The organism is Nocardiopsis sp. CNZ308, from assembly GCF_004217075.1.
The window spans coordinates 2,711,666-2,724,752 of the sequence record NZ_SHKJ01000001.1 but is presented as its reverse complement, the minus strand read 5'-3'; the positions used below and the strand labels follow the sequence as shown (position 1 = coordinate 2,724,752).

At 73.2% G+C, this 13,087-nt stretch carries 13 protein-coding genes; 5 read left to right on the top strand and 8 right to left on the bottom strand.

Annotated features, from left to right (window positions below; genetic code table 11):
* Position 1: 1 nt before the first annotated feature.
* Positions 2-802, top strand: coding sequence for a MerR family transcriptional regulator (locus tag EV372_RS11850; protein ID WP_130396038.1), 801 nt, complete (start codon positions 2-4; stop codon positions 800-802).
* Here the strand turns inward: EV372_RS11850 and EV372_RS11845 are convergent.
* Entirely contained in the window at positions 733-1,527 is a 795-nt protein-coding gene (locus EV372_RS11845; RefSeq protein WP_253795856.1) for a MerR family transcriptional regulator, read from the bottom strand. The two genes, EV372_RS11850 and EV372_RS11845, sit on opposite strands and share 70 nt — an antisense overlap.
* Positions 1,528-1,590: 63 nt before the next feature.
* Between EV372_RS11845 and EV372_RS11840 the strand changes: the two genes are divergently transcribed.
* Positions 1,591-2,067, top strand: a complete 477-nt coding sequence (locus EV372_RS11840) for a DUF6194 family protein (RefSeq protein WP_130396037.1) — start codon at positions 1,591-1,593, stop codon at positions 2,065-2,067.
* 119 nt (positions 2,068-2,186) lie between these two features.
* Here the strand turns inward: EV372_RS11840 and hisG are convergent, their stop codons facing one another.
* From hisG to EV372_RS11825, 3 genes are all read right to left on the bottom strand, one after another.
* A complete protein-coding gene (gene hisG / locus EV372_RS11835; RefSeq protein ID WP_130396036.1) occupies positions 2,187-3,041 on the bottom strand; it encodes an ATP phosphoribosyltransferase in 855 nt (284 codons plus the stop codon).
* Positions 3,042-3,116: 75 nt separating this feature from the next.
* The gene (locus tag EV372_RS11830) at positions 3,117-3,380 is read right to left on the bottom strand and encodes a phosphoribosyl-ATP diphosphatase (protein WP_013156366.1); all 264 of its coding nucleotides are present in this window, start codon (positions 3,378-3,380) and stop codon (positions 3,117-3,119) included.
* A 182-nt stretch (positions 3,381-3,562) separates the two neighbouring features.
* The gene (locus EV372_RS11825) at positions 3,563-4,396 is read right to left on the bottom strand and encodes an SDR family NAD(P)-dependent oxidoreductase (RefSeq protein ID WP_130396035.1); all 834 of its coding nucleotides are present in this window, start codon (positions 4,394-4,396) and stop codon (positions 3,563-3,565) included.
* A gap of 230 nt (positions 4,397-4,626) precedes the next feature.
* Between EV372_RS11825 and EV372_RS11815 the strand changes: the two genes are divergently transcribed.
* On the top strand, positions 4,627-5,331 hold the full coding sequence (locus tag EV372_RS11815; RefSeq protein ID WP_130396033.1) for a class I SAM-dependent methyltransferase: 705 nt from the start codon (positions 4,627-4,629) through the stop codon (positions 5,329-5,331).
* Between the two features lie 81 nt (positions 5,332-5,412).
* On the opposite strand, the gene EV372_RS11810 is transcribed toward EV372_RS11815, so the two are convergent.
* Positions 5,413-6,465 (bottom strand): D-alanine--D-alanine ligase family protein, encoded by a 1,053-nt coding sequence (locus tag EV372_RS11810; protein ID WP_130396032.1) that lies wholly within the window; start codon positions 6,463-6,465, stop codon positions 5,413-5,415.
* Positions 6,458-7,666 carry an alanine racemase gene (alr, locus tag EV372_RS11805; protein ID WP_197044250.1) on the bottom strand — a complete coding sequence of 403 codons (1,209 nt, stop codon included), beginning with the start codon at positions 7,664-7,666 and terminating at the stop codon, positions 6,458-6,460. Before alr ends, EV372_RS11810 begins: the two co-directional genes overlap by 8 nt.
* 102 nt (positions 7,667-7,768) lie before the next feature.
* Here alr and EV372_RS11800 point away from each other — a divergent pair, with 102 nt between their 5' ends.
* Positions 7,769-8,425 (top strand): response regulator transcription factor, encoded by a 657-nt coding sequence (locus tag EV372_RS11800; RefSeq protein ID WP_013156361.1) that lies wholly within the window; start codon positions 7,769-7,771, stop codon positions 8,423-8,425.
* Positions 8,426-8,914: 489 nt separating this feature from the next.
* On the top strand, positions 8,915-11,275 hold the full coding sequence (locus EV372_RS11795) for a trehalase-like domain-containing protein (protein WP_130396031.1): 2,361 nt from the start codon (positions 8,915-8,917) through the stop codon (positions 11,273-11,275).
* A 115-nt stretch (positions 11,276-11,390) separates the two neighbouring features.
* Here the strand turns inward: EV372_RS11795 and EV372_RS29230 are convergent, their stop codons facing one another.
* Together EV372_RS29230 and EV372_RS11785 are read right to left on the bottom strand one after the other, a co-directional pair.
* Entirely contained in the window at positions 11,391-12,029 is a 639-nt protein-coding gene (locus EV372_RS29230) for a hypothetical protein (protein ID WP_130513896.1), read from the bottom strand.
* 253 nt (positions 12,030-12,282) lie between these two features.
* Entirely contained in the window at positions 12,283-12,879 is a 597-nt protein-coding gene (locus tag EV372_RS11785; protein WP_013156358.1) for a GNAT family N-acetyltransferase, read from the bottom strand.
* Positions 12,880-13,087: the final 208 nt, after the last annotated feature.

Here is a 13,087-nt window from a genome sequence, read left to right as displayed (position 1 = left end):
CATGCTTCCCATCGGTTCCTTCAGTGAACTCACCGGCCTCTCGCACAAGGCGCTGCGCCACTACCACTCCCTCGGGCTGCTGGTCCCGGCCCGCGTGGACGAGGACACGCAGTTCCGCTGGTACACCGTCGACCAGATCGAGCGCGCCGGGCAGATCGTCACCCTGCGCCGCGCGGGCATGGGCCTGGACACCGTCCGGCGCGTGGTGGACGACCCCGGCCTGGCCCCGGACGCGCTGCGCCGGCACGCCGAGGACCTCCGGCGCGAGCGGGAGGCCCAGGACCGGGCACTGGCGGAGGCCCTCGCGGTCCTGGCGTGGGAGCCGAGGGTGGAGGTCCGGCCCCGGCGGGCGCGCACGGCCCTGACAGGGGTGACCGCGCTCTCCTCGGACGGGGACTTCGACCTGGACCGGGAGCGCGCCGAGGTGCACGCCCTCGCCGGGCGGCTCGGCGCGCTGGTCGAGGAGCGCGGGTGGCGCTCCGACGGCCGGTGGTGGAAGAGCCTGGAGCCGGGGTCGGAGGGCGCGGGCTACCGGGTGTGCGTGCCGGTCGCGGAGACCGGTCCCTCCCCGTCCCCGCTGCCGGAGGGCGTGGAGCTGGTGGAGTACGGGGAGGGCACCGAGGTCCGGCTGCTGATGCCCGGGCGGGAGAGCCTGGGCGGCCTCACCCTGGCGCTGACCCACCTGTTCGGGCACGAGGTCGAGGGCATGTTCGCCGACGTGGGCGCCCTCCGTCAGTCGGAGTACGACGGGGGTGTGGAGTTCGCCGTCGGGCTGCGGCCCCTGTCGGAGGCTCCGGAGTGAGGGCCCGGGGTCCGCGCCGACCGCAGCAGGGCGCCGAGCGCGGCGGCGCCTTCGAGCAGGGCCGCGGACCGGGCGTCGATGCTCGCGTCCCGGGCGGCCAGCGCGGCCATCACCTCGTCCCACCGGTGCGCGCGGCGCAGCTGCGGCATCAGGAAACGGAGCGGTGCGACGCGGTACCCGGCCATGCGCAGCTGGTGGACGATCCGCGCGTCCCTGGCGTCGGCGGGCGAGTACCTCCGCGCTCCCCCGGGGGAGGTCCGGCCGGGCACGACGAGCCCCTCGGCGTCCCAGTGCCGCAGCGTCGAGGGACGCACGCCGAGCGCGGCGGCGAGTTCGGAGACTCCCATCGAGTCCGCCGGGCGGACGTCCCCGACCGGCTCCGCGGCGATCGCCTCCGCGGCCTGCCTGGCCAGCCCGAGTTCCCGGCGCTCGGTGTGGAGCCGGGCGTGCGCGGCGTCCAGGAGGGCGAGCAGGTCCGAGGCCGGGTACCCGTGCGCGGCGCGCACGATCCGCCCGGCCTCGACCGGGCCGGTTCCGGCGGCCAGGGCCCGGTAGGCCAGGGCCGAGCACACGTGCGCCTCGGTGTAGACCCGGTAGCCCGAGGCCGTGCGCGCCGCCGGGGGCAGCACACCGTCGCGTTCGAGGTTGCGCACCTGCTGGACGGAGTACCCGGAGCTCCGGGCCACGTCGACCGTGCGCATGGCGGTCGAGTCGCGACTTTTCACTCCCCCACCTCGCACTCTTCGGGGAAAAGTCTCCACAACCACATGAATGTAACGCTGGAACACATGAGCATCGAAGAGATCACCGCGTTCCTGGAGGGCCTTGAGGGCGTACTGACCCTCAGGCCGCGGCCCGGCGACGGCTCGCCCGAACTCAGCTGGGGCGACACGTTCTTCTACTACGCGCCCGACGGCGTCGTCCCCACCGCGACCCAGCCCTTCGCGACCATCGTGACGAAGGACTACCCCGACGACCGGGCGTCGCGCCTGGACCGGCCCGGCGTCTTCCGTCTGAACGTCGCCGCCGGAAGGGAGGCCTTCGTCAGCTGGACGGGCCACGAGCCCCGCGAAGCGGCCGATCCGGACGCGGACCCGAGCGCGGCGGACACGGTGGTGGCGCACCCCGTCTACGGCGGCCTGGGCTGGCTCGCCGTGGTGAACCCGGGGCCGCGGACCGGGGAGGCGGCCAGGGAGCTGCTCCGCACGGCCCACGGCCTCACCCGTTCACGTCGCGAGCGGCGCACCGGGGCGGCACCGGACTGACGGACGGCGTCGGGCCGACCGACGGCTCCGAGGGGCGCGGACACCCTTCAGCAGCGCGAAAGGACCGGCGGGGACCGGCGTCATGCCGGTCCCCGCCGGTCCGTCGCTCAGGACACCGCCTACAGGCGGCAGGCGTAGATGTCGGTGACCAGGATGGCGCGGGCGCCTAGCTGCCACAGGTCGTCCATGATCCGCTGGGCGTCCTTGCTCCGCACCATCGAGCGGACCGCGACCCAGCCCTCCCTGTGCAGCGGGGAGACCGTCGGCCCCTCCATGCCCGGGGTGAGCGCGACCGCCGCCTCCAGGCGCTCGGCGTGCACGTCGTAGTCCATCATCACGTAGTCGCGGGCGACCAGGACGCCGCGCAGACGGCGCAGCAGCGTGTCGAACCTGGGGTTCTCGGGGGCCCCGGACGGACGGATGACCACCGCCTCGGAGACCAGGATCGGCTCGCCGAAGGTCTCCATGCCCGCCTGGCGCAGGGTGGTGCCGGTGGAGACCACGTCGGCGACGGCGTCGGCGACGCCGAGCTGGACGGAGCTCTCGACCGCGCCGTCCAGGTGGATGACGCGGGCGTCGACGCCCTGCTCGTCCAGGTAGGAGCGCAGGAGGCCGTCGAAGGACGTGGCGATGCGCTTGCCGTTGAGGTCGGACACCTTCATGCCGGCGCCGCCGGGCGCGGCGAAGCGGAAGGTGGAGCCGCCGAAGCCCAGCGGCAGGACCTCGTCCACGGCGGCGCCGGAGTCCAGCAGCATGTCGCGGCCGGTGATCCCGGCCTGGAGGATGCCCTCGCCGACGTAGACGGCGATGTCCTTGGGGCGCAGGAAGAAGAACTCGGTGTCGTTGTCGGGGTCGATCATGACCAGGTCGCGGCTGCTCTTGCGCTGCCGGTACCCGGCCTCGCGGAGCATCTCCACGGCGGGTTCGGAGAGCTGGCCCTTGTTGGGCACGGCGATTCTCAGCATGTCGGGCATGTTCACGGCTTTCTCGTGGCTGCGTGTACGGGGACGTGGCGTCGGTGGCCGGATGCGCACGGGCGGCGCGTCGGCCTACAGATGCTTGTAGACGTCCTCCAGACGCAGGCCGCGGGCCAGCATCAGGACCTGGAGGTGGTAGAGGAGCTGCGAGATCTCTTCGGCGGCCTGGTCGTCCGACTCGTACTCGGCGGCCATCCAGACCTCCGCCGCCTCCTCGACGACCTTCTTGCCGATGGCATGGACGCCGGCGTCGAGCTGGGCGACGGTCCCGGAGCCCTCGGGGCGGGAACGCGCCTTCTCGGACAGCTCGGCGAACAGCTCTTCGAAGGTCTTCATGGTGTCTTTCCTCGACCGACAGATGCGCTACCAGCGTAGGCGGTCCGGCGCCCCGATGCCGCACCCTCGCGGTGATGTCTCATCATGTGGGCGGCGGCGTGCGCCACACCGCGCCGCGCCCCGCCGGTCGCGTCCCCGCGCAGAGCGGCCCTCGCTCCCGGTCCGCCTCGCCTCCGCCCGGTTCACCACACCCTGCGGGCGGCGGCGCGCACGATCGGCTTGGGGATGAAGCGCAGGAGCCCCGTGGCCGCCTTGTACTGGGCGCCGGCGACGACGCTGGAGCGACCGGCCGCCCAGGCGGTGAGGGACTCGCGCACGACCTGCTCCTTGGGGACGAACGCGAACGCGGGCATCCCGCTCTCCTGGACGCCCCTGGTCATGTCGGTGCGCACGAAACCCGGCAGGACCGCGGTGACGTGCACGCCGTGCTCGGCGACCTCGGCGGCCACGCTCTCGCTCCACAGGGACACGAACTTCTTCCCGGCCCCGTACACCGAGCCGCCGGGGTTGGCGGTGATCTCGCCCGCGACGGAGGAGAGGTTGATGACGCCGAGCCTGGTCCGGCCCGGCAGGCTCCCGCGGCGGGCGATCTGCACCGGCAGGACGGCGCGGGTCAGGTGCAGGACCGCGCGCACGTTGAGGTCGAGCATGGCGTCGATCTCGGAGGGCTCCTGCTTGACGAAGGGGCCGCCGTCGCCCCGCCCGGCGTTGTTGACGAGCAGGTCCACGGGGGCCTCGTCACCGCTGCCGTCGGCGGACAGGCGCTTGACGACCAGCGAGAGGCCCTCGTCGGTGCCCAGGTCGGCGGGCAGGGGCTGGACGCCGACCCCGTAGCGTCCGCCGATCTCCTCGGCGAGGGCCTCCAGGAGCTCGCCCCGGCGGGCGACGAGGACGAGGGAGTAGCCGCGTTCGGCGAGCCTGCGGGCGTACTCCTCGCCGATCCCGGTGGAGGCTCCGGTGACCAGCGCGGTCCGTGGGTGGGCGGGGGTCTCGGAGGTGCTGGCCGGTTCGCTCATCCCCCCAGGGTAGGCCGTCACCGGTCGCGGGGACAGCGGCCTCGGCGGACGCCGGGTCGGCGCGCGCGTACGGCGGCGTCCGGCGGCGCCCCGGCCCGCGCGGCGCTCCCCGCGGCGTCGGAGTTCCCCTTTGCGCGGTGGGTATGGACACACACGGTTTCACCTGGGTTTTCCCAGAACGCGGCCGCGCCGACTCCCTTCGGGGAGGGGTGAGGCGTTAGCGTGCGTGTATGTCCGAGACCCACAGCCCTGCCGGACCCCTTTCCTCCCTGAGGTTGGACGAGCGCCTGCGTGACACCCGACTGTTCTTCAGCCAGGCGCTGCGCACCTTCCACGCCACGGGTTCCATCCTCCCCAGCAGCGGTGCGCTGGCGCGTGCGATGGCCGAGTACGTCCGGCGCCGACCAGAACCCGACCGCCCGCTGCGCATCCTGGAGGCCGGAGCCGGGACCGGCGCGATCAGCCGCGGGATCGCCGCCTCGATGCAGCCGGGGGACACCCTGGACCTGGTGGAGGCCAACCCCGAGTTCGCCGCCCACGTGGAGGGTCTGCTCAAGACCGACCCGGTCATGTCGCGGGTGGCCGACGGCTCCCGCGTGCACGCCAAACTCGTCAACGACATGGGCACCGACCGGTCCTACGACGTGATCGTGTCGGGCCTGCCGTTCGCGAACTTCACCGCCGACGCCGTCCGGGAGATCCTGGACTACTACTTCGAGGTGCTCGAACCGGGCGGCACCATGTCCTTCTACGGGTACCTGTACACCAAGGAGGTCAAGGCGGTCATCGCCCGCCGCGAGGACTACCTGCGCCAGGTCCGCACGAGCTGGCTCGTCCAGGAGTGGATCGACCGCTACGGCATCGGCTCCGAGAAGGTGTTCGCCAACGTCCCGCCCGCGTGGGTGCACCACCTGCGCAAGCCGGGGAAGGGCTGAGCCCCCTCCCCCCCACAGCCACAGGGAAGGGCCCGCCACACGTGTGGCGGGCCCCCGCGTTTCCCGGGACGGACGCGGCCCTCAGGCCAGCGCGGTCCGGATGAGGCTGTCCAGCAGCTCGGGGTACTCCAGGCCCGTAGCCCGCCAGATCTGGGGGTACTGCGAGTGCGCGGTGAACCCCGGCAGGGTGTTGACCTCGTTGACGACGGGTTCGGTGCCCCCGCGCAGGAAGAAGTCCACGCGCAGCAGGCCGGAGCAGCCGACCGCCTCGAACACGCCCAGGGCGAGGTCGCCCAGCTGCGTCTGGAGCCCGACCGGCAGGTCGGCGGGGATGTCGAAGACCGCGTCGCCCCCGTACTTGGTGTCGTAGTCGAAGAAGCGTTCCGTGTCCGCGACCCGGATCTCCAGCGGCGGCCCGACCTTGAGCGCGCCGTCGGGCAGCTCCAGGACGGCCAGGTCGACCTCGCGGCCGACGACCGCCTCCTCCACCAGGACCTTGGTGTCGAACTCGCGCGCGGTCTTGACGGCGGCCTCCAGCTCCGACCAGTCGCCGACCCGCGTCACCCCCAGGCTGGAGCCGCTGCGCGCGGGCTTGACGAACACGGGCAGCCCCAGCTCGGCGCGCTCCTGCGGCGAGACCTCGTCGTCCGGTCCGCGCAGCACCACGTCCCGCGCGACCGGCAGCCCCGCCGCGCGCAGCAGCGTCTTGGTGGTCGCCTTGTCCATACCGGTGGCGCTGGCGAGCACGCCGTTGCCCACGTAGGGCACTCCCAGGAGTTCGAGCATCCCCTGGATCGTGCCGTCCTCCCCGTAGGGGCCGTGGATGACGGGGAAGACCACGTCCGCCCCGCCCAACGCGAGGATCGCCTCGCCCAGGCCGTCGCCCGTGCGCAGCTCCCTCTCGCCGCCGGGCTCGGGGGTCAGGGCCAGCAGGCGCTCGGCGTCCAGCGCGGCGGGGTCGTCGGTGTCGGCGCCCACCACCCACGCCCCGGCGCGCGTGATCCGCACCGGGACGACCTCGTACCGGTCGCGGTCCAGGTGGGTGAGGACCGACATCGCCGACGCGCACGAGACGTCGTACTCCCCGTTGCGTCCACCGAAGACGACGGCGACGCGTGTCCTTGCCTCAGGCACTCGATCTCTCCTTGCTCGGTTCGCGCGGCACGGGCCGCGCCAGGTCCTGGTGGAGGCGGGGCACGCGCGCGCCCACACCGGTGAGAATCTCGTGGGGGATGGTTCCGGCCCAGTCGGCCCACTCCTCGACGGTGGGCTCGCCGCGGTCGCCGGGGCCGAACACGACCACCTCGTCGCCCTCGCGCACGTCCATGCCGCCGACGTCGACCACGAACTGGTCCATGGCGATGCGTCCGGCCACGGGGCACCGCCGTCCGGCGATCCACACGTAGGCCCGGTCCCCCGCCGCCCGGGGCACGCCGTCGGCGTAGCCGAGCGGGACGAGGGCGAGCAGGCTCTCGCGCGGGGTGGTGTAGGCGTGGTGGTAGCTGACGCCCGTCCCCGCGGGGACCCGGCGGACCATGGCCACCCGGGCGCGCAGGGTCATGGCCAGGCGCAGGCCGAAGCGCCTGCCCTCGACGGGCTCCACTCCGTAGAGGCCGACCCCCGCCCGGACCAGGTCGAAGTGCGTGGCGGGCTCGTTGAGGATCGCGGCCGTGTTGGCCAGGTGCCGCAGCGACGGGTCGAGCCCGGCCGCGCGGGCCTGGGAGAGCGCCCCCTCGAAGGCGGCGACCTGCTGCGCGGTGGTCCCCGCGCCGGGCAGGTCGGCGGAGGCCAGGTGTGACCAGACACCGCGCACCCGGACCAGGCCGTCCAGTTCCAGTACGCGGGCCAGACCGACCAGTCCGGGCCAGGCGTCCGGCGGCGCGCCGTTGCGGCTCAGCCCGGTGTCGGCCTTGAGGTGGACGTGCGCGACACGGCCCGTGCGCACGGCGGCGTCGGCCACGGCGCGCAGGTGGCCGACCGAGGGGACGGACAGGTCCACGTCGGCGGCGACGGCGGAGTCGAAGTCCTGGTCCGCACGGTGCAGCCAGCACAGCACGGGGGCGCGCAGCCCGGCGCGGCGCAGGGCGAGCGCCTCCTCCAGGGAGGTCACGCCCAGCCAGGTCGCTCCGGCCTCCAGGGAGGCGCGGGCGACCTCCACGGCCCCGTGGCCGAAGCCGTTCGCCTTGACGACGGCAAGAATTTCGGAATTGGTCCGCTTTGCCATGAACCGTACATTGTGGGCGATCGCGCTTATATCAACGAGGGCCTCACCCAGGGGCGAGGCCGGGTGGCCGGGGAGGTGGAGCGGGTGCTCCCCGGGGTCGGTCGACGGCATGACCAAGAAGTAGACACGACGCGCTGTGAACAGAGTGTGAGCGCCCCCCTCGCCACGTCCTACGGAAACGCCCGCCGCGCGCGGAGGGAGAAGGAAGAGCGTATGAGGGTCTTGGTCGTGGACCACGGAGAGGACCCCGCACAGCCGACCGCCTCATGGCTGCGGGAGGCCGGTTTCGCCGTGGACACCGCCCCTGACGGGGAGACGGCGCTGTACAAGCTCGCCGTCAACGAGTACGGGGTCATGCTGCTCGAACGGGCGCTGCCGGGGTTGAGCGGGAACGAGGTGTGCCGCGTGGCCACCGCCCTGCACGGTCAGGTGCGGGTGCTCATGGTGAGTTCTCCCACCAGCCCGAAGGAGCGACTCGCCGGTTTCGAGCTGGGCGCGGACGACTACCTCATCAGGCCCCTCGACCGCGAGGAGATGATCGCCCGGGTCCGCGCCCTGGCCCGGAGGCCCGGCCTGGCCGAACCGCCGGTTCTGGAGCGCTCGGGCCTGCGGCTCAACTCCACCCGCTACGAGGCCTTCCGCGACGGCAGGCCGCTGCACCTGTCGCCCAAGCAGTTCGGGGTGCTGGAGGAGCTGCTGCGCGCCGACGGCGCCCCGGTGTCGGCGGAGGCCCTGCTGGAGAGGGTGTGGGACGAGAACATCGACCCGTTCACCACGATCGTGCGCGTGACCATCCGCTCCCTGCGGCGCAAGCTGGGCACCCCGAACCCCATCCAGACCGTGCCCCGCGTGGGTTACCGGCTGCCGTGACCCGGGTCCCGGGCGGAACGGGGACCGCCGGACCGGTGCGGTGACCGGGGGTCCGCCGCCGAGCGCCGACGTGTCCCATCGCACGTCCCGCGCCGAGGGAACGCACCCGCCCCCTCTACCAGCCACATCCTCGGCGACGGTGGGTGGTCACGGGCTCGCCCGGGTCAGGATCCGCGACCTTCGCCCTGTTTTGCGGCCGATTCGTGACCTGCATCACTGGAATCTGAGGTCGCAGGTACCTGTGGGACGCAGGTAGTCTCGCGTTGACTTCTTGCGGACCGGATCTTTGCGTTCGGCACCACCTCTCGCCCGCGCACACGTGAAGAGCTCCTGAGGATCCCTCTGACGTCCCCGGAAGTCCCATCCCGCGCCACAAGCCCTGGGCTCACTCTTGTGCACACCCATATCAGAGTGAACCAGCAGCATGCGCGCGGAGTCCTACAGATCATCCGATTCCCCAGGTCAACGCGGACCAACGGAGGAGGCAGCGTGACGGTCACCCAAGCGGTCGAAGCGGTTCCGGGCATGCCGGGGGACACCGCTCCCGCGCTCATGCCCGTGGACGTCCGGCAACGCGTCTCCGCCCTCGCCAGAACCTCACGGCTCCTGGTGGCCTGCGACTACGACGGCGCCCTCTCCACGGTCGACCCGGCCGACCGGCGCCCCCTGCCCGAGGCCCTGCGCGCGCTGCGCGACCTGGCCGACCTGCCGGGCACCGTGTGCGCGGTCATCTCCGGCCGCCCCCTGCGCGACCTGGCCGCGCTCTCGCGCCTGCCCGCCGAGGTGCGCCTCGTGGGCGCCCACGGCACCGAGTTCGACACCGACGTGACCGTCGACCCCGACCACCGCAACGCCGACTCGCCCTCGGACAAGGCGGCCGCCCTGGAGCTGCTGCGCGACCAGGTCGAGGCCACCGCCATCCTCTACATCGGCGGCGGCGAGGGCGAGGAGCCCGTCTTCATGCGGCTGACCGGCGCCGACGCGGGCGTGCGGGTCGGCGAGGGCCCCACCGTGGCCTCCCACCGCGTGGCCGACACCCCGACCGCCGCGGCCCTGCTGTCCGCGCTGGCCGCCGAGCGCCGCTTCTGGGTCTTCGGCGAGCGCCCCACGCCCATCGAGCGCATGTCGATGCTCTCCAACCAGGGCTCCGTGGCCCTCGTCGGCCCGGACGCGCGCCTGCTGTGGTTCTGCCACCCCGAGCCCGACTCGAACGCCGTGTTCGCCGAGGTCCTGGGCGGCCGCCAGGCGGGCGTGTTCGCCGTCGCCCCCGCCCACGGCGGCCGACCGCTGGGCCAGCGCTACCTGCCGGGCACCATGACCGTGCGCACACGCTGGTCGCGCATGGACGTCACCGACTACCTCGCCCACGGCACCCCCCAAGGGCGCACCGACCTGATCCGGGTGATCAGCGGCGTCACCCCGGCCACGGTGGAGTTCGCCCCCCGCCCCGACTTCGGCCGCGCGCCGGTGCGCATCACGCCACAGGAGAACGGCCTGCTCGTCGAGGGCGCCGACTTCCCGATGGCCCTGTACTCGCCCGGTGTGGAGTGGGAGATCGACCACGACGGCGTCTCCGACCTCGCCCGCGCGGTCGTCCACCCGCGCTCGGAGCAGCCCGTGGTGCTGGAGCTGCGCTGCGGCACCGACTCCCTCGTGCACGGCACGCTGCCCGAGTCCGAGCGTCAGCGGACCTCCGGCGAGCACTGGTCGCGCTGGCTCGACGGGCTCACCCTGCCCGACACCGCCCAGCAGCTGGCGGCGCGCTCCGCGCTCACCCTGCGCGGCCTGTGCACCCCCTCCGGGGGCGTGATGGCCGCCGCGACCACGTCGCTGCCCGAGGAGATCGGCGGCGTCCGCAACTGGGACTACCGGTACTGCTGGCTGCGCGACGGCGCCCTGACCGTGCAGTCGCTGGTCTCCCTGGGCTCGACCGCCGAGGCCGAGGAGTTCCTGGACTGGGTGCACCGGGTCGTGGACTCGCTGCCCGGCCCGGAGACGCTGCGCCCGCTGTACTCGCTGCGGGGCACGGACCTGGGCCCTGAGGAGGTCATCGAGTCGCTGTCCGGGTACGCGGGCTCGCGGCCGGTGCGGATCGGCAACCTGGCCGACCACCAGGTGCAGCTGGACGTGTTCGGCCCCGTCGTGGAGCTGATCGAGAAGCTGTCCTCGGTGCGCGGCACCCTGGCCGACCGCGACTGGGACCTGGTGCGGTCGATGGCCGAGGCGGTCGCCCGCCGCTGGCACGAGCCCGACCACGGCATCTGGGAGGAGCGCGACGAGCCCCGCCAGCGCGTCTACTCCAAGGTGATGTGCTGGGTGACCCTGGACCGCGCCGTCTCCCTGGCCCGCGCCTACGGCCGCGAGGTGGACCCGTCCTGGCCGGACCTGCGCGACGGCATCGCCGCCGAGGTGCTGGACAAGGGCTGGAACGAGGAGGCGCAGGCCTTCACCACCGCCTACGACGGCACCGACCTGGACGCCGCGTCCCTGCACATCGGCCTGTCCGGTCTGATCGACCCGGCCGACGAGCGCTTCCAGGCCACCGTGACCGCCGTGGAGGCGGAGCTGCGCAGCGGCCCTACCGTGTACCGGTACCACCGCGACGACGGCCTGCCGGGCGGTGAGGGCGGCTTCCACCTGTGCACCGCGTGGCTGATCGAGGCGTACCTGCTGACCGGCCGCCGCGCGGAGGCGGACGAGCTGTTCAAGCACCTGGTGGACTGCGCCGGACCGACCGGGCTCATCCCGGAGGAGTTCGACCCGGTCACCGAGCGGGCGCTGGGCAACCACCCGCAGGCGTACTCGCACCTGGGCCTGATCCGCTGCGCCCAGCTGCTCGACCGCCTCTGAAGGACCCGAAGGGGCGTCCGCGGCGCGCTCCCCCCCGGCCCGTGCGGGCCGGGGGGAGCGGGTCCACGGGCGCCCCTTCGCCGTGGGAGGGACCCGCGGCGTTGGGCGGGACCGCTCAGTGACCGGTGGGACCCGTCTGGCCGGGGTGACCGCCGGGGCCGGGCTGGTTCGGGTACCCGCCCTGGCCGGGGTGGCCCGGCTGGCCCCCGTAGCCCGGCTGGCCCGGGTGACCGGGGTGGCCCGGCTGGCCGCCGTAGCCCGGGTGACCCGGGTGACCCGGGTGACCGCCCTGGCCGGGGTGTCCGCCCGGCAGGGGCCGGTACCCGGGGTCGGTCACGCGGAACCACTCCTGGGCGCTCTCGGTCCGGATGAGGATCACGATGACGACCATCAGGATCACGCCCACGGCCGGGTTGGAGGCGTCGCTGAGCAGGTTGAGGAGCGCGCTGGCGAGCCCCAGGCCCACGACCACGAGCACGAGTGTGCGCGCTTTGGCCCCGCCCTTCTTCAGGGCGATCACGACGTAGGCCTCGAAGGCCGTGAGGGCGAGGCCGTAGACCAGGATGGCCACGAGTCCGCCCACGCCCATGCCCATCTCCGCCTCGACCTGCGCGCTGGGCAGGTTGACGAGGGCGACGAGACCGATCAGGGCCAGGGAGTAGATGACGACGGCGAGCACGATCCTGATGACGAGGATGACGCGGACCGCCTTGAGCGTGCCGGGCATCGGGGGTGCGGGGGTGTGGGGGTTCACGGGGGAGACGCCTTCCCGGTCGGGGTCGTGAGCGGGACGAAGGATGTTTCGGATCTACGACTTGCGCGGGGCGGGAACGGTTCCCTCCCGGGCGGAACCCGCGCCCGCAGGGCGGACGGCTCCCAGGGGACGGGAGCCGCCCGTGACACCGGGGGGGGCGGTGTTGAGGGGGGTGTCTTCCCCTCGCCAGGCGTCCCCACCATCCACCGGTTCGGGCGCGGGTGGGCGAACCCGCCCGCCGCCGACGCGGGCCTCACCGGAAGCGCGGGCCCTCCTCCAGGCGCTCGCGCACGCCCGGCCACTCGTTGCGCAGCACCGAGTAGTACACGGCGTCCCGGCGGCGCCCGCCCGGCATGACGTTGTAGCTGCGCAGGACGCCCTCCTCCGTGGCGCCGATGGAGCGCAGGCCGCGCCGGGCCCGTTCGTTGAGCACGTCGGTCTTGAACTCGACCCGCTCGGCGCCCATCTCCTCGAAGGCGTGCCGCAGCAGCAGGTACTTGGACCAGTGGTTGACCCCCCGGCCCCGGAAGTCGCGCCCCAGCCAGGAGCTGCCGATCTCCAGCCGCAGGTCGGGCTCGGACATGTGCCCGTAGCTCATGCTGCCCGCGATGCGTCCGCTCGCCTTGTCGGTGACGGTGAACGTGGAGCGCTCTCCGCCGTCGCTGGCGGCCAGGTAGGAGTAGAAGAACCGGACGAAGCTCGCCTCGTCGTCCACGCGGGCCACGAAGTGCGTCCAGATGTCGGAGTCCATGGCCTGTTCACGCCACCCCTCGCGGTCCGTCTCCACCAGGGGGGTGAGCAGCACGTGCTCGTTCTCCAACCGGACACGCGACTGCTCGGACCACGACATGGGCACTCCTCCGGTGTACGGCGTTATGTCCGTTGCGGATTGTAGTGTCGCCCCTCGGGCCGCCCGTCGAGTGGGGTACCCCACACAGCCGCCGTCCCGCCCGCCGCCCGTCCGCCGTCCGGGAACGCACCGGGCCGCCCCGCGCGCGGCGCCCGCCTGTCGGACCCGGCCGGTAGTGTGCCCCCACCGACCGGCGATCCTGGAGGAA

Coding starts and splice junctions, on each gene's coding strand:
- EV372_RS11840 (WP_130396037.1), top strand. CDS start 1,591: ATGAGCATCGAAGAGATCACCGCGTTCCTGGAGGGCCTTGAGGGCGTA.
- EV372_RS11825 (WP_130396035.1), bottom strand. CDS start 4,396: ATGAGCGAACCGGCCAGCACCTCCGAGACCCCCGCCCACCCACGGACC.
- EV372_RS11785 (WP_013156358.1), bottom strand. CDS start 12,879: ATGTCGTGGTCCGAGCAGTCGCGTGTCCGGTTGGAGAACGAGCACGTG.
- alr (WP_197044250.1), bottom strand. CDS start 7,666: ATGCCGTCGACCGACCCCGGGGAGCACCCGCTCCACCTCCCCGGCCAC.
- EV372_RS11800 (WP_013156361.1), top strand. CDS start 7,769: ATGAGGGTCTTGGTCGTGGACCACGGAGAGGACCCCGCACAGCCGACC.
- hisG (WP_130396036.1), bottom strand. CDS start 3,041: ATGCCCGACATGCTGAGAATCGCCGTGCCCAACAAGGGCCAGCTCTCC.
- EV372_RS11815 (WP_130396033.1), top strand. CDS start 4,627: ATGTCCGAGACCCACAGCCCTGCCGGACCCCTTTCCTCCCTGAGGTTG.
- EV372_RS11850 (WP_130396038.1), top strand. CDS start 2: ATGCTTCCCATCGGTTCCTTCAGTGAACTCACCGGCCTCTCGCACAAG.
- EV372_RS11830 (WP_013156366.1), bottom strand. CDS start 3,380: ATGAAGACCTTCGAAGAGCTGTTCGCCGAGCTGTCCGAGAAGGCGCGT.